This is a genomic window from Streptomyces sp. NPDC056734, assembly GCF_042790455.1.
In the GTDB taxonomy this organism is placed as follows: domain Bacteria; phylum Actinomycetota; class Actinomycetes; order Streptomycetales; family Streptomycetaceae; genus Streptomyces.
On the sequence record NZ_JBHTZD010000017.1, the window covers coordinates 208,363 to 233,655 of the forward strand.

The following is a 25,293-nucleotide window of genomic DNA, read 5'->3' on the forward strand; positions in this document are numbered from 1 at the left end:
GGAGCCGCCCTCGCCGTGCCGGTCGGTGATACTGGAAGGCGCTGAACGCAAAGGGAGAGGCCACACACGTGACTGAGATCGAGATCGGGCGCGGCAAGCGCGGGCGCCGGGCATACGCCTTCGACGACATCGCCGTCGTCCCCAGCCGCCGTACGCGCGACCCGAAGGAGGTCTCGATCGCCTGGCAGATCGACGCCTACCGCTTCGAGCTGCCCTTCCTGGCCGCCCCCATGGACTCGGTCGTCTCCCCGGCCACCGCGATCCGCATCGGCGAGCTGGGCGGCGTCGGCGTCCTCAACCTCGAAGGGCTGTGGACCCGCTACGAGGACCCGCAGCCGCTGCTCGACGAGATCGCCGCGCTGCCCGCCGGGTCCGCCACCCGCCGCATCCAGGAGATCTACGCCGCGCCCATCAAGGAAGAGCTGATCGGCGCCCGCATCAAGGAGGTGCGCGACGCCGGTGTGGTCACCGCCGCCGCGCTCTCCCCGCAGCGCACGGCCCAGTTCTCCAAGGCCGTGGTGGACGCGGGCGTGGACCTGTTCGTCATCCGCGGTACGACGGTCTCGGCGGAGCATGTCTCGTCCTCGCACGAGCCGCTGAACCTGAAGCAGTTCATCTACGAACTCGATGTCCCGGTGATCGTCGGCGGCTGCGCCACGTACACCGCCGCCCTGCATCTGATGCGCACGGGCGCGGCGGGTGTCCTGGTCGGCTTCGGCGGGGGCGCCGCCCACACCACGCGCAATGTGCTCGGCATCCAGGTCCCGATGGCCACGGCGGTGGCGGATGTCGCCGCCGCCCGCCGTGACTACATGGACGAGTCGGGTGGCCGGTACGCGCATGTGATCGCGGACGGCGGTGTCGGCTGGTCCGGTGACCTGTCCAAGGCGATCGCCTGCGGCGCCGACGCGGTGATGATGGGCTCCCCGCTCGCCCGCGCCACCGACGCGCCGGGCAAGGGCCACCACTGGGGCATGGAGGCCGTCAACGAGGAGCTGCCGCGAGGCAAGAAGGTCGACCTGGGCACGGTCGGCACGATCGAGGAGATCCTCACCGGCCCGTCGCACATCCCCGACGGCTCGATGAACTTCTTCGGCGCGCTGAAGCGGGCGATGGCCACCACCGGGTACAGCGAGCTGAAGGAGTTCCAGCGGGTGGAGGTCACGGTGGCGGACTCGCAGCACAAGCGGTGACGCCGCGCCCTGACTGATTCGCTCGGCTGTCGGCTGTCGGTTATTGGCTGTCGGCTTGAGCGGAGGGGTCCGGTTGCCCTGGGGGGTGGCCGGGCCCCTTTCGCGTGCCTGAACGCGCTGGTGGGGGCGTGTTGTGCGAGGTGGGGGCGCACGGTTGCGTTCGGGGTGGATGTGGGCTGAATGGGCGAAGCGGGGCGGTAACGTCCGTGTCCGGCGCCCCAGTTCTCTGGGACGCCCCCTTCCAAGGAGAGCGTTCCGGACCCCGGCCCTCGGGGCCCGGCCCGAATTCCAAGTGAGCCGCCTACCGGGCCTATGGGTGGCGTCATGGAAGGGGGCGTGCCCATGGGACGTCACCGCAAGCCCACCCGCTGGGACCGTCTTCAGCTTCGGCTGGTGAAGTTCCGGAGGAGGTGGATCTTGCGGATCTATGGCCGATGAGCGGCCGCCCCCAAAGAACGTAGGGGCGGACACCCGTTAGTCGGTCGGAGCCTGCCGCAGTGGCCTCTGCGGTGGGCTCCTCTTTTGATCTTTTGTGCAAGGTGTGGATGGCCGCCCCCACAAGAACTAGGGGCGGACACCCGTTAGTCGGTCGGAGCCTGCCGCAGTACCCGCTGCGGGGTGGGCTCCACCTGCGTCTGGATGGCCGCCCCCATGAGAATTGGGGGCGGACACCCGTGATTCAGCCGTCTCCACCGTACTGGCACCACTCGGCCCACGCCACCAGCTCTCGCGGCGCCGCACCCCCACGCGCCCCCCGCTCACAACCTGTGCGCTGCCCCCGTGGGTGTGGCTCCCCGGGTGTCCAGGAGGAGCTGGGCCTTTACCGAGAGGCCCTGGAGGTCGTACGTGCGGTGCTGCTGGAGGAGGATCGTGAGGTCGGCGTCGGCGGCGGCCTCGTAGAGGGAGTCGGCCCGGGGGACCGGGCGGTCCAGGACGTTCCAGGACGAGACATGCGGGTCGTGGTAGCTGACGGCGGCGCCGAGTTCCATGAGGCGGATCGCGATCTCGTGGGCGGGGGTGCCCTGCTGGTCGGCGAGGTCGGGTTTGTAGGTGACGCCGAGGAGCAGGACGCGGGCGCCGCGGGCGGATTTGCCGTGCTCATTGAGGAGGGCGGCGGCGCGCTGGACGACGTAGCGCGGCATCTGTTCGTTGACGTGCCGGGCCAGTTCGACCATGCGCAGGCCGCGGCCGGCCGGGCCGGTGAGGGCCTGGGGGGTGGCGTGGCCGCCGACGCCGGGGCCGGGGCGGAAGGCGTGGAAGCCGAAGGGTTTGGTCTCGGCGCAGCGGACGACGTCCCACAGGTCGACGCCGAGGTCGTGGCAGAGCACGGCCATCTCGTTGACGAGGGCGATGTTGACGTGCCGGAAGTTGGTCTCCAGGAGCTGCACGGTCTCGGCCTCGCGCAGGCCACGCGCGCGGACGACCTTGTCGGTGAGGCGGCTGTAGAAGGTGGCGGCGGACTCGGTGCAGGCGGGGGTGAGGCCGCCGATGACCTTGGGGGTGTTGGCCGGGGTGAAGTCGCGGTTGCCGGGGTCGACGCGGCTGGGGGAGTAGGCGAGATGGAAATCGCGGCCCGCGCGCAGGCCGGAGCCGGCTTCGAGGAGGGGGCGGAGGAACTTCTCGGTGGTGCCGGGGTGGACCGGGGACTCCAGGATGACGGTGGTGTGCGGGCGCAGGCGCGGGGCGAGGGTGCGGGCGGCGCTCTCCACCTGGCCGAGGTCGGGGTCGCCGTCGGGGCCGCGCGGGGTGGGCGCGCAGATGACCGCGTAGCGGACGCGGCCCAGCTCGGCGGGGGCGGGGGCCTGGCGGTAGCCGTCGGCCAGCATCCGGCGCATGTCGGCGGGGCTCAGGGAGCCGGCCTCGGGCCCGGTCGGGTAGCCGACGGTGGGGATGCCTGCGGCGACGGCGGCCTGGGCCAGGGGGAGGCCGAGCGCGCCGAGTCCGATGACGGCGAGATCTGCGGGCATGGCGTGGGCCGTCCTTCCCAGTTGCCGAAGCGGTTGGCGGGGCAGAGAGCGGGGGTGGTGCGGGGGCGGTTCGAGGGGTGGTGCGGGGAACGGGTGTGGCGCGGGGGTGGAGCAGCTAGTAGGGGTGGAGCGGCTAGCAGGGGTGGGGCGGGTGTGCAACCCCTGTGGACAGAACGGGGCAGCGCAATGTCAGACTAGGAGTAAATATGACCGAAATACGGCATTGCCTCCTTGTGTCGCCGGGCCGGGCGTCCCGTCTCGCGTTGCGCGGACGGGCAGGTTGTCCACAGGCTGGTGGTGTGTGGTGGCCGGAGCCGGGCAGGACGGTCAGAATCTGGGCAGGGGGATTCGGCCGTGGCAGCGCCCGACGGGTGCGGCCGGCGCGACCGACGAGCGGGAGGCAGCGGTGAGGACAGCGACACTGGGGCCGGCGCAGCGCGCCGAGTCCCTGGCATCAATGGCCGAGCGTGAACTGGATGTGCTGGTCGTGGGCGCCGGGGTGGTCGGCGCGGGCACCGCCCTGGACGCCGTCACCCGAGGACTGTCCACGGGGCTGGTGGAGGCCCGCGACTGGGCGTCGGGCACATCGAGCAGGTCCAGCAAGCTGATCCACGGCGGGCTGCGCTATCTGGAGATGCTGGACTTCACTCTCGTGCGCGAGGCCCTCAAGGAGCGCGGTCTGCTGCTGGAGCGGCTCGCCCCGCACCTGGTCAAGCCGGTGCCGTTCCTTTATCCGCTCCAGCACAAGGGCTGGGAGCGGCTGTACGCGGGCTCGGGTGTCGCCCTCTACGACGCGATGTCGCTGGCCCGCGGTCATGGGCGCGGGCTGCCCACCCACCGTCATCTGACCCGCCGTCACGCCCTTCGGGTCGCCCCCTGCTTGAAGAAGGACGCGCTGGTCGGGGCGTTGCAGTACTACGACGCGCAGATGGACGACGCGCGGTACGTGGCGACGCTGGTGCGGACCTCGGCGGCGTACGGCGCGAAGGTCGCCAATCGCGCGCGGGTGACGGGTTTCCTGCGCGAGGGCGGGCGGGTCGTGGGCGCGCGTGTGCAGGACGTCGAAGCGGGCGGGGAGTACGAGATCCACGCCAAGCAGATCGTCAACGCCACCGGTGTGTGGACCGACGACACCCAGGCGATGGTGGGCGAGCGCGGGCAGTTCCACGTCCGGGCCTCCAAGGGCATCCACCTCGTCGTGCCCAAGGACCGGGTCAGTTCCACGACCGGGCTGATCCTGCGTACGGAGAAGTCCGTGCTGTTCGTCATCCCCTGGGGGCGGCACTGGATCATCGGCACCACCGACACCGACTGGAGCCTCGACAAGGCGCACCCGGCCGCCTCCAGCGCGGACATCGACTATCTGCTGGAGCACGTCAACTCGGTGCTCTCGGTGCCGCTGACCCGCGACGACGTGGAGGGCGTCTACGCCGGGCTGCGCCCGCTGCTGGCCGGTGAGTCGGACGCCACCAGCAAGCTGTCGCGCGAGCACACCGTGGCCCATCCGGCGCCGGGCCTGGTCGTGGTGGCGGGCGGCAAGTACACGACGTACCGGGTGATGGCCAAGGACGCCGTGGACGAGGCGGTGCGCGGGCTGGACATGCGGGTCGCCGACTGTGTCACCGAGGACATCCCGCTGCTGGGCGCGGAGGGCTACCGGGCGCTGTGGAACGCGCGGGCGCGGATCGCCGCGCGGACCGGCATCCATGTGGTGCGCGTGGAGCATCTGCTGAACCGGTACGGCTCGCTGGCCGAGGAGGTGCTCGACCTGATCGCCGCCGACTCCTCGCTGGGCGAGCCGCTCCAGGCCGCCGACGACTATCTGCGCGCCGAGGTCGTCTACGCCGCCTCGCACGAGGGGGCGCGGCATCTGGACGACGTGCTGACCCGGCGCACCCGGATCTCCATCGAGACCTTCGACCGGGGTACGCGCAGTGCCCGGGAGGCCGCCGAGTTGATGGCTCCGGTGCTCGGCTGGGACAAGAGCCAGATCGAGCGCGAGGTCGAGCGCTACGAGAAGCGGGTGCAGGCCGAGCGGGAGTCCCAGCGCCAGCCGGACGACCTGACGGCGGACGCGGCGCGGCTGGGGGCGCCGGACATCGTGCCGCTCTGACGGGGGCGGGCCTTGGCGGGGGCGGCTCGGCGGGGCCGCGCTGCATTCTCCTGGGCGGGCGGCACGCTCGGCACGCTGACGGTCGTGTCGCTCCGATGGTCGGGGCGTGCCGGCGGTCGTGTCGCTCTGACGGTCGGGGCGGGCTGACGGTTCGTCGTGGAGGGCGTCGGTCATGTCACTCGAACGGGTGTAGGGGTTCGGGATCTCTGTTCGGGGTCGGTTCGTTCATCGGGTGTCGGGCGGAGTGCGGGCCGCATTCCGGTGATGGGGGACGGAGGGACTCCGGCGGAGGCCGGGGAAGGGCACCCGGGGCGCTGAGCACTTGTCGGGTGAGAGACAATGAAGGCTCTGTCAGGGCGGGTTGCATGAGGGGACGCATGTCGGAGGCGGAGCGAACGGGGGCATCCCGTCAGGACCAGAGCGCACGTCTCCTCGCCGGGCGGTACCGGCTGGGAGGCGTGCTCGGCCGTGGCGGCATGGGGACGGTGTGGCGGGCCGAGGACGAGACGCTGGGGCGGACGGTCGCGGTCAAGGAGTTGCGGTTCCCGACCAGCATCGACGAGGAGGAGAAACGCCGGCTCATCACCCGCACCCTGCGCGAGGCCAAGGCCATCGCGCGGATCCGGAACACCAGCGCGGTCACGGTCTTCGACGTGGTCCAGGAGGACGACCGTCCCTGGATCGTGATGGAGCTGGTCGAGGGCAAGTCGCTGGCCGAGGCGATCCGTGAGGACGGGCTGCTGGAGCCGCGCCGCGCGGCCGAGGTGGGCCTCGCCATCCTGGACGTGCTGCGCTCGGCGCACCGCGAGGGCATCCTGCACCGCGATGTGAAGCCGTCCAACGTACTGATCGCCGAGGACGGCCGGGTCGTGCTGACCGACTTCGGTATCGCCCAGGTCGAGGGCGACCCGTCCATTACCTCGACCGGCATGCTCGTCGGCGCCCCCTCCTACATCTCCCCGGAGCGGGCCCGCGGCCACAAGCCCGGCCCGGCCGCCGACCTCTGGTCGCTGGGCGGACTCCTCTACGCGGCCGTGGAAGGCGGCCCGCCCTACGACAAGGGCTCCGCGATCGCCACGCTCACGGCGGTGATGACCGAGCCGCTGGAGGAGCCGAAGAACGCCGGGCCGCTGGCGGACGTCATCCGGGGCCTGCTCACCAAGGACCCCCTGAAGCGGCTCGACGACGCGGGCGCGCGGGCCAAGCTGCATGCCGTGATCCACGCGCCGGAGTCCGGGGGCGCCGAGCCGGCGGACGCGACGCGGGCGATCGAGCTGCCGCCGCAGCCGGACCGGCGCTCGGAGAAGGCGAGTCCGGGCACCGGACGCGGTGCCGGGCAGGGTTCCGGACCGGGCGGCGAGTCGGGCGGGCGGCTGCGCGGGGCGCTGCGGTCGGGGCGCAAGGGCACGGTGGCCGCCACCGGGGCAGCGGCGGCGGGCGTCGCCGGTGCGGCCGGTGCGGCGGCGGTCACGCGTACGCCGGGGGGCGGTACGGACGCCGGGGCGGCGGGTGGGGTCGGCGGTTCTTCCGGTGGGGCCTCCGGGGCTTCTGGCGGGGCCTCCGGTGGGTCCGGCGGGTCTTCTGGGTCTTCCGCGTCGTCCCCAGTGTCCTCCGGGGGCTCCGGGGCCTCCGGTAAGGGAGCCGCGTCGGTGGCGGCCGGGATGCCGGCGGAGGCCGGGGCGTCGCGGGGTACCGGTGGCTCGGGTGGCTCCGCCGGTAAGGCCGGGGCGGCGGGGGCCGGGTCGGTTGCGGGGTCCGCTTCGGGCGGTGGCTCGGCGGCCGGGGGTGGATCCTCGTCCGCCGGTGGGGCGGGGGCGAACGGCACGGCGCCGGGGCGCAGTGCGTCCGGGTGGCCCGTGGTGCCGCCGCCGGATCTGCCCGCGCGCACGGCGCCGAGGGCGTCGCTGACCGACGTGGTGCCCAGGCGGACGCTGCTGATCATCGCCGTGGTGGTGCTGCTGGCGGCGCTCGGAGTGGTGCTGAGCATCATGTTCTCCGGGGACGACGCATCGGACGCGCAGTCCGACGGTGGCACCCCGGCCACGCCCAGCGCGACGGCGAGCGCCGACACCCGCTCCGAGGAAGGCGGCGGCACGGGCACGGACGGAGCGGCCACCGACCCCGCGGCCCAGGGCGGCACGCCGGACACGGGCGCCGCTCAGCCGGATGACGAGGAGCAGTCGGACGACGCCTCCGACGACGCGGGCGAGGACGGGGGCGACTCGTCCGCGGTCAGCGGAGTGGCGTCGACGTACGAGGGGCAGCAGGGCTACTCGGTGGGGCTGCCCGAGGGCTGGAAGTACGAGTCCTCGGACAGCGCCGGGGACCGCTTCACCGGCCCCGACGGCCAGAAGCTGCTGGTCGGCTGGACGACCACACCCAAGGACGACCCGGTGGCGGACTGGGAGAACCAGGAACGCTCGATGTCCCGCGCGCAGTACGAGCGGATCCGAATAGCCGCGGTGGACTACCGGGGCTGGAACACGGCCGACTGGGAGTTCACCTATGTGGAGAGCGGCACGCAGTACCGCTCGGTCGACCGGGGGTTCGTCGTGGACGACGATCAGGGCTACGCCCTGATGTACACGGCGAAGGCGGCGAACTGGGGCGATCCCGAGCGCGCCGACACGTGGAGCACGCTGACGGAGTCCTTCGAACCCAAGCCGTGAGCGGGCGCGGACTGGGGGCGGAAAACGGGTAGGGACGATGAGATGTCCCATCCCCTCAATGCGTATTGCCTCTGGCACGTATCGTGAGTGCTTGCGAACCGTACGCATCCGGAACGGGACGCCTGACGAACGGAATTGACCAACCCGGACGGCCGGGGGAGGCAACGTGGACGACTACGCGGGGCGGGTGCTCGCCGACCGCTACCGCCTGCCGCTGCCGCCTTCCGACGAGTACGAACTCGCCGAGAGCCGGGCCTTCGACACCTACAGCGGGCAGGAAGTCCTGGTACGGCAGGTGCCGTTGCCGGAGGTGGTCGAGGCGGAGGTGCTCGACGACCAGGGGCTGCCCGAGGGGTTCACCGCCCGCAGCCAGGTGGGGCGCAGACCACCGGCCCGGAGCGCGAGTACGCGCCGGCCAGCCGATCCGGCCGTGCGGCGGGCCGTCGAGGCGGCACAGGCGGCGGCGCGGATCCCTGACCATGCCCGGCTGGACCAGGTCTTCGACGTGTTCGCCGAGGGCGGTTCGCTGTGGATCGTCAGTGAACTGGTACCGGCCCGGCCGCTCGCGGCCCTGCTCGCCGAGCAGCCGCTGACGCCCTATCGCGCGGCGGAGGTCGCCTCCGACGTCCTCACCGCCCTGCGGGTGCTGCACGCCCATGGCTGGGTGCACCGCAACATCACCGCACGCACGGTCCTGATCTGCGACGACGGCCGGGTCATGCTGACCGGGCTCGCGGTCGGCGCGGCGGAGGAGGCGCTGTGCGGGTACGACCCGGTGCCGCCTTCGGAGGGGGATGCCGGCGGCGTCGTCGGGGGTGGGGCGAGGGCCGGTGGGGGGCCGGGGGCGGGGCTTGGTGGATCCGGGGGTGCCGGTGCGCTCGGTGGGGCCGGTGGGCGTGAGGGAGCCTCTGGTGGGGCTTCTGGTCGTGTGGGTGGGGGTGGTCCCGGTGGTGGGGCGCAGTTTGGGCAGGTGGGTGCCGGTGGACCTGCGGGCGCGGGTGGGCCTGTGGGTGCGGGTGCCGGTGGGCATGTAGGTGCCGGTGGGGCCGTGGGTTTCGGTGGTCCCGGTGGTCCTGGTGGTCCCGGTGGTCCTGGTGGGCACGCGGGGGCGGTGGGGGCTGCCGGGTCCTTCGGGAGTGATCCCGAGGCCGCGCGGCGGGCCGCGATCGAGGCGCGGGCGGCCGGTGGGCTGCCGGTGGCCGGGGCCGACCGGGGGGCGAGTGCCGGGGGTCCGGCGGCGCCCGTCCGGCAGGCGGTGGAGAGCGGCGGGGACATCAGAGCGGCGCGGGCCGGGGCGATCGCCGCGTACCGCGCGGGTGCGCGGGCGGCGGCCCGGGTGCAGGAGACGCAGCAGAACGGGCGCGCGGCACTGCCCGGTGCCGGTCCGGCGCCCGATAGCGGGGAGCCGCCGGGGCCGCACGGGCAGATAGCGGACCCCTATGGGGTGCGGAGTGCCGGTCGGCAGGTCGAGCAGATCGAACAGGTCGGGCAGGCCGGGCAAGGGGCCGGAGCCGCCGCCGTGCTGCCGCCCGCGATCCCGGGAGGGCAGGCGCTGGGGCGTCAGGGGGCGGGAATCCACGGCGCCGGAGGTCCAGGCGCTGGAGGTCCAGGCGCTGGAGTCCCGGGGACAGGACTCCCGGGGGCAGGCGTGGCCGGGGTGCCGGGGGTGGGTGTTCCGGCGCAGGCGGGGCCCGCCGAGGTCGGCTCGGTGGCCGGGGGGTCCGCGCGGTGGGACGAGGTGGCCGCAGGGCGGCCGGTCGTTCGGCGGGGGCCGGCCACGGCGCTGGCCGCCGAGCGGGCGCGGCAGGCGCGGATGGCGGTCGTCGGGCCGGTGACCGAGCGCTGGGCGCCGGAGCAGGCCGGGCCGGTGCACGAGAACTGGCAGCTGGCGGCGCCGATCGGTCCCGCGACCGACCTGTGGGCGCTCGGGGCGCTGCTCTTCCGCGCCGTACAGGGGCATGCTCCGTATCCGGAGGAGTCGACGGCCGAGCTGGTGCAGATGGTGTGCGGGGAGCCGCCCGCCTTCGCCGAGGAGTGCGGGCCGCTGCGGCCGGTGGTGGAGTCGCTGCTGCGTCAGGACCCCACCGAGCGCATCGACTTCGAGGAGCTGCGGGGCTGGCTGCGTTCGCTGGTGCGCTCGGCGCCCGAACCGGAGGCCGGGGTGCATGTGGTGGCGGCGCCGCCCGCCGACACCAGCCGGCTGCCGGTGGTGCGCCGCCGGGGCGAGCTGGTGCGCAGGCGCAAGGCCGGGCTCCCCGCGACGCACGGGCGGCACAAGCGGGCGCGGCAGGAGAAGCGCGCGCCGCGCAAGCTCGGCCGCACCCTGCTCGTCCTGGTGCTGCTGGCGATGGCGGGGGCGATCACGTACGCGGCGCTGTTCATGCCGAAGGCCGGTGAGGACGGGACGAGCGGGGCCAGCGGCACCGACCGGACCGGGGCGGCCGGCGGGGTCAGCGAGGAGTCCGGAGCGCCGGACGCCAGCAGTGAACCCCGGCCCGACCAGACGTCACCCGGCGGGGAGGAGAGCGGCGACGGATCGGCAGGCGGGTCGGACGGGTCGACGGGGTCGGCGGAGACGCAGACCGCCGGTCCGGAGGTTGCCGACGGGTTCACGCTGCGCGATGACCCCGAGGGCTTCCAGGTGGCCGTCGCCAACGGCTGGGACCGGACGGCGGAGAACGGGCGCGGGCAAGTGGTCTACTCGCAGGGCTCCTTCGAGCTGATCCTGGTGCCTGGGCGGGACTCGGCGGACGAGTTCGGCACGGATCCGATGGAGTACCAGCGCGAGCGTGAGGCGGAGCTCCAGCCGTACCGCGACTCCAGCTGGGCCACCTCCACCGGGCTGAAGTCCATCGAGGTGGGCGGACAGATGATGGCCGAGGGACAGTTCACCTGGACCGGCGACGACGGGCGCGAACTGTTCGTACGCAATCTCGCGATCCTGGTCGACGGCCGATATCACGTGGTGCAGTTGCGCGGCCCGGAGGCCGAGCGGGACGAGGTGACCCGGCTCTACGAGCAGGCGGCGGAGACGTATCAGGTGACGGACTGACAGGAGCCGGCAGGGGCTGGCAGGGGGTCGGCAGGGGGCCAGCAGGGGGGTGAACGCCTGCTCGGGGAGGGCTGGTCCACGGTCGGATCGGGGCCTAGACGGGCGCTCGCGGGCTTGGTTCATTTCTGTCACGTAAAGCGACAACCGTCACAGTGCGGTCTCCGAGGCCACCCATAGGTTCCCCGAGCGCGGGGCGGTCTTTACGCTGACCCTGTCAAGAGCATTGCGGGGGAACGTGAATCAGATGCAGGGCCTGCGCCTGGGGGACCGCTACCGGCTGACCGAAGCCATCGGCAGCGGAGGCATGGGACGGGTCTGGCGCGCCCATGACGAAGTCCTGAACCGGGCCGTCGCCATCAAGGAGCTGACCGCCGCGCTCTACGCCTCCGACAGCGACCAGTCGGTGCTGCTGGCGCGCACCCGGGCCGAGGCGCGGGCGGCGGCGCGGATCAACCACTCGGCCGTCGTCACCGTCCATGACGTACTCGAACACGACGGCCGGCCATGGATCGTGATGGAGCTGGTCGAGGGGTATTCGCTCGCCGACGCGGTGAAGGAGAACAGCCGGATCGAGCCCGCCGAGGCGGCCCGGATCGGGCTGTGGGTGCTGCGGGCCCTGCGCGCCGCGCACACCGCCGGGGTGCTGCACCGCGATGTGAAGCCGGGCAACGTCCTGCTCGCGCGCGACGGCCGGGTGCTGCTCACGGACTTCGGGATAGCGCAGATAGAGGGCGACAGCACCATCACGCGGACCGGTGAGGTGGTCGGTTCCGTCGACTATCTGGCCCCGGAGCGGGTGCGCGGCCACGATCCAGGGCCGGCCGCCGATCTGTGGGCGCTCGGGGCGACGCTGTACGCGGCGGTGGAGGGGCTGTCGCCGTTCCGCCGCACGTCACCGCTGGGCACCATGCAGGCGGTGGTCGAGGAGGAGCCCGAACCCCCGACGCACGCCGGGGCGCTCGCGCCCGTCATCACCGCGCTGCTGCGCAAGGACCCGGCCGCCCGCCCCGGCATCGCCGAGACCGAGCAGCTCCTCGCGGAGGCGGCGGAGGGGCGACGGCCCCGGGCGGCACAGGCGTATGTGCCCACCTCGTTCGCGCCCGCCCCATCGCATTCCGGATCGCATTCCGCCGGTGCGGGAGGGGCGGGCGGGGCGGGAGGGGCGACGGGGTCCGGGACGCCGGCCCAGCCGCCGACCCCGTATCCATCGACCCCGCATTCATCGACCCCGTATCGGCCGACCCCATACGCGTCGGCTCCGTATCCGCCGACCCCGTACGCGTCGGCTCCGTATCCGCCGGTGACCGGGCCGACCGCCGTCGGCCCGCATCCGCCCGGCGGTGGCGGTCCGGGTCCCATGGGTCTTCCGGGCGGCCCCGCCGGTCCGTCCGGTTCGTCCGGCCCGGTCGCTCCGTCCGGTCCGGCCCGTCCGCCGCGGCGGCAGCGGCGGTTGCGCACGCTCGCGCTGGTGGTCGCGGTGGCCGCGCTGGTCGGCGGGGGTACGGCGGTGGTGCTGGAGCAGCGGTACGGGGGCGAGGGCAGCCCGCAGGGGCAGCAGCAGAACTCCCCGTCCCCCGAGTCACAGCCGGAGTCGGAGCCGGAGTCCGAGCCGACGCCGTCGCAGGGCCAGGACGGTCAGGACGGCCAGGACGAGCCGGTCGATCAGGGGGCGGTCGTGCCGGAGGGGTGGGTGTCGGTCACGGATCCGCTGGGCTTCGGGCTCTCGCTGCCCGAGGGCTGGGAGCGGCAGGAGCCGAGCGTCTCCGGTGACATCCAGCAGGTCGACTACACCCCCGACAGCGGGCGGCACTTCCTGCGTATAGCCGTCGACAGCTCACCCGACTACGCCGATCCGTACGCGCATCTGCTCGACCTCGATCAGCAGCTCGGGGACCGGCTGGTGGACTATCAGCAGACCTCGCTGGAGCGGAACATCTACCGGGACCGCTCCGGCGCCCGCTGGGAGTACAGCTGGACGGCGCTGGCCAAGGACACCGCGTTCCCGGGGCCGTACCGGGCGGTGGACCAGATGAATCTCTCCCGGGACGGCGTCGAGTACGCGCTCTACATGGCGGCGCCCGCGGAGGAGTGGGAGACGGCCGTCGAGGAGTTCGAGGCGGTGCTGCGCAGCTGGAGCGAGCCGGGAGCCGAATCGTCCGGCTGAGTCGGCCGGCCGACGGTCGTTCGAGAGAGCGGCAGCGGTACGTACCGGATGGTGGATTGGGCCGTCGGCGTGGGCGGGATTCGGTCGTATCGGGCGAACGGGTTTCGTACGGTGATCTCCTGGTGCCTCGCGGGAGTTGTCCCGCCGGTCGCCGGATGGGGTGCCGGGAGCGGCGTCGGTTGTCGGCCACCTGCGCGCTCAGGGGCCGGAAGGGGTGGCTCCGGGTCGGGCATGATGGGGCGCATGGGGACCGAGCGCGCGGATGGTCGTGTCATCGCGGGCCGCTACCGGCTGGAGGCGCTCCTCGGACGGGGCGGTATGGGGGTGGTCTGGCGGGCCACCGACGAACTGCTCGGCCGCCGGGTCGCGGTCAAGGAACTCGACGTCGATCCCTCCCTCTCGCCCGACCGGGCCCGGGTGCAGCGCGAGCGGATCCTGCGCGAGGCCCGTACCGTCGCCCGGCTGCACCACCCGCATCTGATCGTCGTCCATGACGTGGTGGCGCACGAGGAGCGGCCCTATCTCGTCATGGAGCTGATCGACGGCGGGTCGCTCGCCGACCGGCTCGCCGCGGACGGTCCCGTCGAGCCGCGCGAGGCCGCCCGGATCGGGGTCGCGCTGCTCGGCGCGCTCGGTACCGCGCACGCGGCGGGCGTCCTGCACCGCGACCTCAAGCCCGCCAATGTGCTCATCGAGGCCGGCACCGGGCGGGTCGTGCTCACCGACTTCGGGGTGGCGCGGGTGTCCGGCGCGTCCACGCTCACCGAGAGCGGCACGTTCGTGGGGTCGCCGGAGTACACCGCGCCGGAGCGGATGTCGGGCACGGGCACCGGACCGGCCTCCGACCTGTGGTCGCTGGGCGCGCTGCTGTGCGCGGCGGTGAGTGGTGAGTCGCCCTTCCAGCGTGCCTCGGTGGGCGGCACGCTCAACGCCGTGGTCTCCGCCCAGATCCGGCTGCCGGCACAGGCGAGGCCGCTGCTGCCGGTCGTACGGCGGCTGCTGGAGCGCGATCCGGAACGGCGGCTGGACGCGGTCGGGGCGGAACGGATGCTGCGGGCCTTCCTGGACACGGGCCGTACCGAACGGCGGCGGATGGACCGGGTGCTGTCCCGGCGCCGGGGGCTGCTCGCGGCCGCGCTGCTGGTGGCCGCGCTGACCGGGGCGGGCGTGTCGGCGGTACTGCTGGCGGACGACGACGAGGGGGAGGGGGGCGGGGACGAGCGGCCGGGCGGGGGGCCACCGAGTATGTCGGTGAGTGCGACGGTCAGTGCGTCGGTGAGTGCGTCGGTGAGTTCGTCGGTCAGCGCAACGGTGAGCGCGTCGGTCGGTGCGTCGGTGAGCAGGCCGGTGAGTCCTCCCGTGAGTGCGGCCGTCAGTCCTGGGCCGTCAGTCCTGCCGTCAGTCCCTCGGTGACCGTTTCCGCCGTTCCGACGGCCGTTCCGTGAGGCGTCGTGACGTACTCCCGACATAACCCCAGAAGCACCGCCATAAATGGGAGATAAGTCGCGGCCCGCGTCACGGGTGTGGCACGGCCCCGGTTTCGAGGTGGAAACGGGGGCGTTCGGCGCGATATGGATGGGCCCATGAGTAACAACGGGGGAGCCCGCCATGGGGCCGATGAACCGACGAGTTTCGAACTGCAACCGCCGCAGCCGCCGGGCCAGCTGCCGAACCCACAGCTGCCGAACCAGCAGGCGCCGAACCCGCAGGCGCCGAACCCGCAGGTGCCGGTCCCGCACCCCGGCAACCCCTACGCGACGCCCGCGCACGCGGGCCCCCCGCATGCCGTGCCCCCGCATGCCCAGTCCTCGCACGAGCAGTCCGCGCAGCCGCACCCCGCCGAGCAGTCGCCCGCCGCGCAGCGGGCGGTGCCCCAGCAGGCGGCTCATGATCCCGGCGCCGGGCGGCTGATCGCCGAGCGGTACCGGCTGCTGTCCAAGCTCGGGCACGGCGGTATGGGGACGGTGTGGCGGGCCAAGGACGAGACCGTGGACCGTGAGGTCGCGGTGAAGGAGCCCCGCGTCCCGGACCATCTTCCCGAGCGTGAACGGGAGAACGCCTACGAGCGGATGCGGCGCGAGGCGCGGGCGGCGGCCCGGCTCGACCATCCGGCCGTGGTGAACGTGCATGATGTGGCCGTCGTGGACGGGCGGCCCTGGATCGTCATGGAGCTGGTGCAGGGACGTTCCCTCGGGCATGCCCTCCAGGAGGGCACCCTGGGCGTGCGCGAGGCCGCCCGGGTCGGCCTGGAGGTGCTTGGCGCGCTGGAGGCCGCGCATGCCGCCGGGATCCTGCACCGGGACGTCAAACCGGACAATGTCCTGCTCGGCCGGCACGACCGGGTGGTCCTCACGGACTTCGGGATCGCGCAGATCGAGGGCGAGACGAATCTGACCGACACGGGCGGGTTCGTGGGCTCGCCCGAGTACATCGCGCCGGAGCGGGTGCTGGGCCAGCGGCCGGGACCGGCGAGCGATCTGTGGTCGCTGGGGGTGGTGCTGTACGCGGCGACGGAGGGCGTGTCGCCGTTCCGCCGCAGCAACACGCCCGCCACCCTCCAGTCCGTCCTCAACGCGGCCCCCGCCCCGCCCACCGTGGCCGCCGGACCGCTCGCCGACGCCATCAACGGCCTCCTCCAGAAGGACCCGGCCCGCCGCCCGGACGCCGCGCGGGTGCGCGCCCTGCTGGAGGCGGCCGCCAACCCGCCGGCCCCGCCCGTGCCCACGCAGATCGTCACCGTCGCCGAACCGGCCCGCCGGGGCCCGCGGTTCGGGCGGGTGGCCTGGATCGGGCTGGGGGCGGTGGTGGTCGCGGCGGCGGTGACGTCGTACGTCGTGATCGCCGATCCGTTCGCCGGGCCGCTGCCGGACGGCTGGAAGACCCGGCAGGAGCAGGCGCTCGGCGTAACCCTCGCGGTACCGGAGGACTACAAGCGCAGTGTGCCCGAGAAGGACGACGAGACGCACTGGGTGACGTACGCCGACGCGAGCGGGGCCGTCTGGATCGGGCTGACCCTGGAGAAGAAGGCCGAGGACACCACCGAGGACATCGCCGACTCCGCGTCGGCGGAGATGTACGACGACAACGCGACCTTCAAGGAGAGCGGTTCGTACGAGCTGAGCATGCCGGAGGCGCCGGGGACCGCGCCCAAGCCGGAGGTGTCGTACGAGGGGAAGAAGGCCGCCGAGAACACGGTGACGTACACGACCACCGACATGCAGAATCCGCGCCCCCGTGAGCTGCGGATCTTCTACTTCAAGACGTCCGGCGGGGACATGTACAAACTGACCGTCGGCTACCCGGGCCAGGGTGACTTCACCGAGCGGGGCCGGGACGTGGCGCGGACCGCGATCGCGAACCTGGACGTCGACAAGCTGTGAGTCGCCGCGCGGCACTGATGCCGCGTCGACAGCGAGGCGCTCGGCGCGGTAGGCATGGGGCATGAGTGACGGCGGTGCGCACCGGCCCGACCCCGACGGACGGCCCAGCGGTGAACGGACGGCCACGGGTGGGCGGTTGGTCGACGGGCGGTTGGTCGACGGACGGTTGGTCGGTGGGCCGTCGGTCGGTGGGCGGTTGGTCGGCGGGCGTTACCGGCTGGTCGAGCGGATCGGTTCGGGTGGTATGGGTGCCGTGTGGCGGGCGCACGACGAGCTGGTCGACCGAGAGGTCGCCGTCAAGCAGCCGCATCTGCCCGGCGCCCCAGAGGACGAGGCGCATCAGCGGGCCGCGCACCGGCTGCACCGGGAGGCACGCGCCGCCGCCCGCGTCGACCATCCCTGCGCGGTCACCATCCACGACGTGGTCGTCGACGACGGGATCCCCTGGATCGTCATGGAACTGGTCCGCGGCGAGTCCCTGCACGAGCGGCTGCGCCGGGGCGCCCTGTCGCCGGTCGAGTCCGCCCGGATCGGCCTCGCCGTCCTCGGCGCACTGCGCGCCGCGCACGCCGTCGGGATCGTGCACCGCGATGTGAAACCGGCCAATGTGCTGCTCGGCGCGCACGGCCGGGTCGTCCTCACGGACTTCGGTGTCGCCCACGTCCAGGGCGAGGAATCGCTCACGGTGAGCGGGGAGTTCGTGGGCTCGCTGGAGTTCGTCGCGCCGGAGCGGATGTCCGGACGCGGTGCCGGACCCGCCTCCGACCTGTGGTCGCTCGGCGTGCTCCTGTACGCGGCCGTCGAGGGCGCCTCCCCCTTCCGGCGTACGACGCCGGAGTCCACGCTCGCCGCGATCCTCGCCACCGATCCGCCCGAGCCGAAACGGGCCGGACCACTGGGGCCGCTGATCGTGGGGCTGCTGGTGAAGGACCCCGACGGCCGGCCGGGGCCCGCACAGACGGCGGCTGCGCTGGAGACGGTGGTGGAGGAGTGGCCGGTGCCCTTCCGGTCCGGTGGGGAGGCGGGGGTCGCTCAGGAGACGGATGGGTTGAGGGAGTTCGGGGACGATGCGGGGACGGTTCGGTTGGGGGGCGGGACCGGTGGCTCGGGAGGGGTGGCCGGGGCGGAGGGTGTGGGTGTCGTGGACGGGGGGATACCTCAGGCGGACCCGGGGGGCCCGGCGGACGTCGTACCTCCCGCCGTACCCCCCGTCCTGCCTCCGCGCCGCCTTCCCGCTTTCCGTCACCCCGTCACCCTCGCCCTCGTGGGAGCGCTCCTCGGCGGTGGGATATGGGCCGGGACGACGGCCCTCGGCGGGACGGAGGGCGGGGAGGGGGAGACGGCGGTCGCCGAACTGACGCCCGGGGCGACGGCCGGGCTGACGGGGGCGCCCGAGGGGGCCGCGTCGCCGTCGGCGTCCGCCATCGAGACCTGGGTACTCCATCCCGAGAGCGACATGGACGCCGTACTGGCGCTCCCGGTGGAGTACGAGGAGCTGGCGCGGCAGGGCGGGCCGGACGATCAGCCTCGGCTGGTGGTCTACGCGTCCGGCTCCGTGGACGTACGCCTCACGCAGTGGGACCGGGCGCCTCGGGACGCCATGGGGCAGGCGAAGGACGCGCACGCGATCTGGGCGGGGTACGACCCGCAGGCGCGCACCCAGTACACCGAGACCAGTTTCCAGGGCAGTGACGCGGTGATCGCGGACACCACGTACACCTCCGAGGGGTTCACCACCCGGGTGATGGAGCTGATGATCCTCACCGGGGACGGCCGGATGTATGAGCTGCGGGTGGACATGCCGAAGGGGACGGCGGAGGAGCAGCGGGGCACGACGGTGTTCAAGGAGGCGCGGGACCGGCTGGAGCTGGGCGCGGGGGGCTGAGCCTCGGGCAGGATCCGGTCGGCGCGGTCTGCGCCTCTCCATTACCGGCGGGTACACAAAGCCTCCGGCGCGGCATACCCTGCGGCTCATGACCGATGCGCAGGGTTCTGAGACGGCCACCGGCCCCGTGGACACCACGGCCCCCATCGCTACGAACGCCAGTTCGGATAAAGGGGTAGATGGCGGGGCGGGTGGTGGGGCGGGTGGCGGTACGAATCCGGTCGCCCCCGCCCCGGCTGGTGTGCGGACCGCTGCCGACGTGGTCACACCGGAGCTGATCGCCCAGCTCACCAAGGGGGTGGGCGGTTCCGGCCGGACCGCGAGCCACACTCCCTTCACCGGCGAGAAGCTGGCCGATCTGCCCGAGTCGACGCCCGAGGACGTGGCGCGGGCGTTCGAGGTGGCGCGGGCCGCGCAGGCCGTGTGGGCGCGGACCCCGGTGCGACGGCGGGCCGCCGTACTGCTGCGCTTCCACGATCTGGTGCTGGCGCGGCAGGCCGAGGTACTGGACCTGATCCAGCTGGAGACCGGCAAGGCGCGGCTGCACGCCCATGAGGAGGTGCAGGCCGTCGCGGTCGCGGCCCGCCACTACGGCCGCCGGGCCGCCGCCTATCTGCGGCCCAGGCGGCACGCGGGCGCGGTGCCCACGCTCACCCATGTCACCGAACTGCGCCACCCGCGCGGGGTCATCGGTCAGATCGCCCCCTGGAACTACCCCCTGGAGCTGAGTGTCGGCGACGCGCTGCCGGCGTTCGTCGCGGGCAACGCGGTGGTGATGAAGCCGGACACGGATACCTGTCTGACCGCGCTGTGGGCCCGTGACCTGCTGATCGAGGCCGGGCTGCCCGCCGAGCTGTTCCAGGTCGTGCTAGGCGAGGGCCCGGTCGTAGGACCTGAGGTCGTCACCCACGCGGACTACGTCTCCTTCACCGGCTCCACCCGCACCGGCCGCGAGGTCGCCGAACGCGCCGCCGCCCGCCTGGTCGGCGTCTCCCTCGAACTCGGCGGCAAGAACGCCATGCTGGTCCTCGCGGACGCCGACGTCGACAAGGCCGCGGCGGGCGCGATCCGCGCCTGCTTCTCCTCCGCGGGCCAGCTCTGCGTCTCCATCGAGCGGCTGTACGTCCATGAGTCGATCGCGGACGCCTTCCTGGAGCGGTTCGCCGCGCGGGCCCGGGGCATGCGGCTCGGTACGTCCCTGGCGTACGGCGCCGACATGGGCTCGCTGGTCGGCGAGCGGCAACTGGCCACCGTACAGCGGCATGTGGCGGACGCGGTCGCCAAGGGCGCGACGGTCGTCGCCGGGGGCGTGGCCCGGCCGGACATCGGCCCGTACTTCTATGAGCCGACCATCCTCGACGGCGTCGGCGAGCCGATGGCCGTCTGCGCGGAGGAGACCTTCGGCCCGGTCGTCTCCGTCTACCGCTTCACCGACGAGGAGGACGCGATCGAGCGCGCCAACTCCACGTCGTACGGCCTGAATTCATCGGTCTGGACGAAGGACGCCCGGCGTGGCCGCGAGATCGCGGCGCGGCTGCGCACCGGCACGGTCAATGTCAACGAGGGGTACGCCTCCGCGTACGGCAGCGCGCAGTCCCCGATGGGCGGCATGAAGGACTCGGGCCTGGGCCGCCGGCATGGCGCCGAGGGCATCCTCAAGTACACCGAGGCGCAGACGGTCGCGGTGCAGCGGGTGCTGCCGATGGGGCCTTCGCTGGGGATGAGCGATGAGCGGTACGCGCGGGTCATGAGTACGAGTCTGCGGGTGATGAAGGCGTTGCGGTTCCGGTAGCCGGGCGTCTGTCGTGACCGGGGCGGGTACGGCGTGGGGGCGTGGCCCTGGGCGTTGCCCTGGGCGTGGCAAAGAGAAGGACCTGCGCCCCCCTCCGAGCGCAGGTCCTTCTCTTGCTTGTGTGAAGCCGTTGAGCCGTTGAGCCGTTGAGCCGTTGAGCCGTTGAGCCGTTGAGCCGTTGAGCCGTAGAGCCGTAAGCCGTTGAGCCGTAGAACCGTTGAGCTGTCGGGCCGCTCGGCGTTGTTACGCCTCGATGCCGGTCTTGCGCTTGCGCACCACGAACACCGCGCCGGCGCCGAGCACGACGGCGGTGCCGCCGACGAGGCCGATGACGGGCAGCGCGGAGCTGGAACCGGTCTCGGCGAGGTTGCCGGTCACCTGGGGGGTGTTGGTGCCGGGCTCCTTGTCGGTGATGGGAGCCTTGCCGCCCTCCTGCGGGCGGGAGCCGCCGGTGTCCGTGCCGGAGGCCACGATCTGGAAGCGGTACGCGACCTCGCCGAAGCCGAAGCACTCGGTGTCGCGGTCGCCGTAGATCGTCGCGCCGAGCGAGAAGCCGGCGCCGACCGGGGCGGAGGACTTCGCGTTGATCCGGAGCGGGATGTTGACCTCGTAGTCCGGCTTCAGCTCGTCGGTGTAGCCGACGTACCCGACGGCGTAGCCCTCTTCGCTGAGGTCTCCCCACGTCTCACTGTCCGGGTCCCACGCCTGGAGCTGGACCTGCTGGCTGCGGAAGAGGTCCATGCCGTCCTGGTCGGAGGAGGCTCCGGCGAAGAAGTCCAGGTCGGTGAGGGTGGAGTCGGAGCTGTTCAGTACGTTCAGCGAGAACTCGTGCCAGCCGCTGCCCGCCTCGATCTTGCCCGGCAGGCCGGTGATGGTGACCTCGACCTTCTGGTCCGCGCACTCCGAGGGCTCGGGGTCGGGGCTCTCGGTCTCCTCCGGCGGGGTGGTGGTCCCCGACGGGGTGGTCGCCGGAGTGGTCGACGGGGTCGTCGCCGGCGGGGACGTGGAGGTCTCGGTGTCGGTCTCCGGCTCCGAGGACTTGTCGTCGTCGGACGGCGTGGTCGACACGGTGTCGGTCGGTTCCGAGGTCTGAGATTCCGAGTCCGTCGGCGAGGCGGTCAGCGACGGGTCGGCCGAGGTGGACTCGGTCGACGTCGGGGACGGGGAGGTGGTGTCCCCGTCGGTCGCGAACGCGACGGGCGCGGCGGTCAGCAGCGCGAGCGGCGAGATGACGGCTGTCGCAGCCGCCACCGCGAGGGCACGGCGAAGCTTCATGAAGACCTCGAAAGTCAAGTACCGCGGCGTCGCGGTACGGGTCGGCCGGGTCTCACGTGTGGGGCGTGGGAGGGTCCGGTGATTCGAGAGGTTGGATCAGTGAAGCCTGTGAAGGGTTGCCCCTCGCTCACAAAAATCTTATGTGACCTGGGTCACTTGAACGGAGGGTGGGGGTGGGGGGTGTGGGGGGTGTGGGGGGTGTGGGGGATGTGGGGGATGTGGGGGATGTGGGGGATGGGGGGGATGGGGGGGGATGGGGGATAGGCGGGCGGGCATGCGGAAGGGCCCCGCGGGGGTCGGCCGCGGGGCCCTTCCTTCGTCAGCACCGGCGTCAGGGCGGCGCCGGTGCCGGGGAGCGGCGCCGGGGGGTTGCGCCGCTGGCTGTGTGCGACCAGGCCGCGCTCCGGCGCATCGGGGGTGCGCGGTTGGTTGCGGGGAGGAGACCTTCGCCCTGGACCTTGGACCTTGGACGGGTTCCGTCGGCCGGCTCCGGGCGTCCCCGGAGCCGGCCGTTCTCTTGGGTGACCGGGCTGCTGTCCCCTGCCGTCCGGTCACGACCCTGGAGCGAGGTCCCACGACGTACGGCACGATCCGTACGTCTCATCGCCCCAGCGAGCCACGCGTGGTTCTTTCGGGCCCGCACCTGGCTGACACGGACATCGGTACCAACGAAGGGTCTCGCGAGGCGGTCACGCGCCGTACGGGTGAGAGGGCATGCGTACGTACGTACACGGAACGCCGATTCTCAGATCTTGCCGCGGCACAGTTCGAGCAGCGTCATGGCGAGCGAGGTGCCCGGCTTGCCGAGGGCCTCGCGGTAGTGGCCGAGGATCTCCATCTCCCGGGAGAGGTTCACCCGGCGTCCGCCGGAGGTGATCCGGGCGTCCTGGATCACGGCCGAGACGGCCATCCGTTCCTGGATCAGGCCGATGATCCGGTCGTCGAGCGCGTCGATACGTTCACGGGCGCCGGTGATGACATCGGCGGCGGCGTCGGTGTGCGCGCCGGTCTTCTCCGCGGGGGTGGTGGTCATGGCGGGGTCTCCTGGGGATGGGGATGGGGGAGGGGGAGTGGTGTCGGATGTCTCGACCCCGGTACGGACAGACCCCGGAAACGCCAGGCGCCCCGGACCTTGTCGGCCCGGGGCGCCTGGGAAGTCGCTTGTCAGTAGCTCAAGCAGCACAACCATGGCAGCCGGCGGGCCGGTCGCCATAGGTAAACAGGAAGGTCGGGTGCTTGTGCATGGGGTGAGTATGGCATGGGGTGCCTGGTGTGGCGGGAGGGGGGTGGCGGGTGACTGTTTGGCTGGGGCTGGGGCTGGGGCTGGGGTTTGGTCGGGGCGGCGTCGCTCTGTCCGGCCGGGGCGTGAGCGGGCCCGGGGCGGTACCCCTCTGTCGAACCGAGACGGGTGGCTGGGTGGGCATAGGTCTGGGGGTCTGGGGGCGGAGCCCCCAGGGACGGCGGCGACCATCCGACCCGCACCGCGCGGCGGACCCGAGCCGCATCCCCCGTAACACCGACCCGCACCCCCCCGTAAAGCCAACCCGCACCCCCCGTAACCCCCACCGAACCCCCGTTAGACTCGGTACCCACACACCCCGCCCCACCGCCGGAAGGCACCCCGTGTCATCAGCGACCCCCGCTGCCCCCGCCCCCGACACCGTCCTGGTCGTCGACTTCGGCGCGCAGTACGCCCAGCTCATCGCCCGCCGCGTCCGCGAGGCCCGGGTCTACAGCGAGATCGTGCCGAGCACCACGCCGGTCGCCGAGATGCTCGCCAAGAACCCGGCGGCGATCATCCTCTCCGGCGGCCCCTCCTCGGTCTACGCAGACGAGGCCCCCCGCCTGGACCGCGCCCTCTTCGAGGCCGGCGTCCCCGTCTTCGGCATGTGCTACGGCTTCCAGCTGATGGCCCAGACCCTCGGCGGCACGGTCGACAACACCGGCGCCCGCGAATACGGCCGTACGCCGCTGCACGTATCGAAGTCGTCCTCGACCCTCTTCGAGGGCACCCCCGCCGAGCAGCCGGTCTGGATGTCGCACGGCGACGCCTGCTCCGCCGCCCCCGAGGGCTTCACCGTCACCGCGTCCACGGACGTCGTCCCGGTCGCCGCCTTCGAGAACGACGAGAAGAAGCTCTACGGCGTCCAGTACCACCCCGAGGTCATGCACTCCACACACGGCCAGCAGGTCCTGGAGCACTTCCTCTACCGCGGCGCCGGCCTCACCCCCACCTGGACCACCGGCAGCGTCATCGACGAGCAGGTCACCGCGATCCGCGAACAGGTCGGCGACAAGCGCGCCATCTGCGGCCTGTCCGGCGGCGTGGACTCCGCCGTCGCCGCCGCCCTCGTCCAGCGCGCCATCGGCTCCCAGCTGACCTGCGTCTACGTCGACCACGGCCTGATGCGCAAGGGCGAGACCGAGCAGGTCGAGAAGGACTTCGTCGCCGCGACCGGCGTGCAGCTCAAGGTCGTCGACGCCGAGGAGCGCTTCCTGACCGCCCTGAAGGGCGTCTCCGACCCCGAGGAGAAGCGGAAGATCATCGGGCGCGAGTTCATCCGCGTCTTCGAGCAGGCCCAGGCCGAGATCATCGCCGACGCGGGCCCGGCCGTGGAGTTCCTCGTCCAGGGCACCCTCTACCCCGACGTCGTGGAGTCCGGCGGCGGCACCGGCACCGCCAACATCAAGTCCCACCACAATGTCGGCGGTCTCCCCGAAGACCTCGAATTCCAGCTCATCGAACCGCTGCGCAAGCTCTTCAAGGACGAGGTCCGCATGGTGGGCCAGGAACTGGGCCTGCCCGACGAGATCGTCCAGCGCCAGCCCTTCCCCGGCCCCGGCCTCGGCATCCGCATCGTCGGCGAGGTCACCAAGGACCGCCTCGATCTGCTCCGCGAGGCCGACGCCATCGCCCGCGAGGAACTGACCGCCGCCGGCCTCGACCGCGACATCTGGCAGTGCCCGGTGGTGCTCCTCGCCGACGTCCGCAGCGTCGGCGTCCAGGGCGACGGCCGCACCTACGGCCACCCCATCGTGCTGCGCCCGGTCTCCTCCGAGGACGCCATGACCGCCGACTGGTCCCGGCTGCCGTACGACGTCCTCGCGAAGATCTCCACCCGCATCACCAACGAGGTCAGCGACGTCAACCGCGTCGCCCTCGACATCACCTCCAAGCCCCCGGGCACCATCGAGTGGGAGTGACCTCCCCGTGACCTCCCGGTGATCTCCCCCCGGCCGCCCTTCAGGTCCGCTTGAGCGTCCGCACCGGCGCTCCGGGCTGCCACACCTGCACGACCAGGTATTTCTCGTCCTCGACGGTCGTCCGCACGACCTCCGTCAGCTCGGTGCGGAAGAGGTGGAACGGCTCCGGCGGTTTCACCTCTTCGCTGTACGCCGCCTTCCGCGCCGGGTCCGTCACCTCCACCGCCCGCCCGGCGATCCGCACATCACCCCCGCCCATCGACTGCCCCTCACCCGGATTCGCCTGCAACGCGAACCGCGCGTCCCGCCGCAGATCGAGCGCCTTCACCGACCCCGGCATCATCCCCAGCCACAGCTCGCCGCCGAGGAAACGCACCTCCAGCCCCGTCGTACGCGGCGCACCGTCCTTGCGCAGCGTCGCCAGCACGTGATGGGTGAACGCCCCGAACCGCTCCTCCACGGTTCTCGCCAGCGCGGGCTCCACCGCCACGAACCCACCCCAGCTCACGCCGCCCGCCCCATCGGCACCGGAGCCGTCCCCCCTGGTGCCGTCCCCACGGGTGCTGTCCGCGCCGGTCACATCCCCACCGGCACCGTCC

Annotated in this window: 14 protein-coding genes; 10 read left to right on the forward strand and 4 right to left on the reverse strand. The window is 72.6% G+C overall.

Annotated elements, in window-relative coordinates; all coding sequences use genetic code 11:
- Positions 1-68 precede the first annotated feature (68 nt).
- Complete coding sequence (locus tag ACFRFC_RS26170) at positions 69-1,193, forward strand: GuaB3 family IMP dehydrogenase-related protein (RefSeq protein ID WP_382680428.1); 1,125 nt, start codon at positions 69-71, stop codon at positions 1,191-1,193.
- A gap of 758 nt (positions 1,194-1,951) precedes the next feature.
- Here the strand turns inward: ACFRFC_RS26170 and ACFRFC_RS26175 are convergent.
- Positions 1,952-3,160: a nucleotide sugar dehydrogenase gene (locus ACFRFC_RS26175; protein ID WP_382680429.1), complete on the reverse strand. Its 1,209-nt coding sequence runs from the start codon at positions 3,158-3,160 to the stop codon at positions 1,952-1,954.
- Positions 3,161-3,566: 406 nt separating this feature from the next.
- Between ACFRFC_RS26175 and ACFRFC_RS26180 the strand changes: the two genes are divergently transcribed.
- From ACFRFC_RS26180 to ACFRFC_RS26215, 8 genes are all read left to right on the forward strand, one after another.
- A complete protein-coding gene (locus ACFRFC_RS26180) occupies positions 3,567-5,273 on the forward strand; it encodes a glycerol-3-phosphate dehydrogenase/oxidase (protein ID WP_382680430.1) in 1,707 nt (568 codons plus the stop codon).
- A 377-nt stretch (positions 5,274-5,650) separates the two neighbouring features.
- Positions 5,651-7,942, forward strand: coding sequence for a serine/threonine-protein kinase (locus tag ACFRFC_RS26185; protein WP_382680431.1), 2,292 nt, complete (start codon positions 5,651-5,653; stop codon positions 7,940-7,942).
- A 166-nt stretch (positions 7,943-8,108) separates the two neighbouring features.
- A complete protein-coding gene (locus tag ACFRFC_RS26190) occupies positions 8,109-10,994 on the forward strand; it encodes a protein kinase (protein ID WP_382680432.1) in 2,886 nt (961 codons plus the stop codon).
- Between the two features lie 244 nt (positions 10,995-11,238).
- Positions 11,239-13,158, forward strand: a complete 1,920-nt coding sequence (locus ACFRFC_RS26195; protein ID WP_382680616.1) for a protein kinase — start codon at positions 11,239-11,241, stop codon at positions 13,156-13,158.
- Between the two features lie 243 nt (positions 13,159-13,401).
- Positions 13,402-14,571, forward strand: a complete 1,170-nt coding sequence (locus ACFRFC_RS26200; RefSeq protein ID WP_382680433.1) for a serine/threonine-protein kinase — start codon at positions 13,402-13,404, stop codon at positions 14,569-14,571.
- A 170-nt stretch (positions 14,572-14,741) separates the two neighbouring features.
- The gene (locus ACFRFC_RS26205) at positions 14,742-16,538 is read left to right on the forward strand and encodes a protein kinase (protein ID WP_382680434.1); all 1,797 of its coding nucleotides are present in this window, start codon (positions 14,742-14,744) and stop codon (positions 16,536-16,538) included.
- Positions 16,539-16,782: 244 nt separating this feature from the next.
- Entirely contained in the window at positions 16,783-18,423 is a 1,641-nt protein-coding gene (locus tag ACFRFC_RS26210) for a serine/threonine-protein kinase (protein WP_382680617.1), read from the forward strand.
- An 88-nt stretch (positions 18,424-18,511) separates the two neighbouring features.
- The gene (locus tag ACFRFC_RS26215) at positions 18,512-20,215 is read left to right on the forward strand and encodes a succinic semialdehyde dehydrogenase (RefSeq protein WP_382680435.1); all 1,704 of its coding nucleotides are present in this window, start codon (positions 18,512-18,514) and stop codon (positions 20,213-20,215) included.
- 243 nt (positions 20,216-20,458) lie between these two features.
- Here the strand turns inward: ACFRFC_RS26215 and ACFRFC_RS26220 are convergent, their stop codons facing one another.
- Complete coding sequence (locus ACFRFC_RS26220) at positions 20,459-21,490, reverse strand: LAETG motif-containing sortase-dependent surface protein (protein WP_382680436.1); 1,032 nt, start codon at positions 21,488-21,490, stop codon at positions 20,459-20,461.
- A gap of 745 nt (positions 21,491-22,235) precedes the next feature.
- Positions 22,236-22,523 carry a chorismate mutase gene (locus ACFRFC_RS26225; RefSeq protein WP_382680437.1) on the reverse strand — a complete coding sequence of 96 codons (288 nt, stop codon included), beginning with the start codon at positions 22,521-22,523 and terminating at the stop codon, positions 22,236-22,238.
- A gap of 590 nt (positions 22,524-23,113) precedes the next feature.
- Between ACFRFC_RS26225 and guaA the strand changes: the two genes are divergently transcribed.
- Positions 23,114-24,694 (forward strand): glutamine-hydrolyzing GMP synthase, encoded by a 1,581-nt coding sequence (guaA, locus tag ACFRFC_RS26230; protein ID WP_382680438.1) that lies wholly within the window; start codon positions 23,114-23,116, stop codon positions 24,692-24,694.
- Positions 24,695-24,734: 40 nt separating this feature from the next.
- Here guaA and ACFRFC_RS26235 read toward each other — a convergent pair whose 3' ends face one another.
- Positions 24,735-25,202 carry a pyridoxamine 5'-phosphate oxidase family protein gene (locus tag ACFRFC_RS26235; RefSeq protein WP_382680618.1) on the reverse strand — a complete coding sequence of 156 codons (468 nt, stop codon included), beginning with the start codon at positions 25,200-25,202 and terminating at the stop codon, positions 24,735-24,737.
- Positions 25,203-25,293 lie beyond the last annotated feature (91 nt).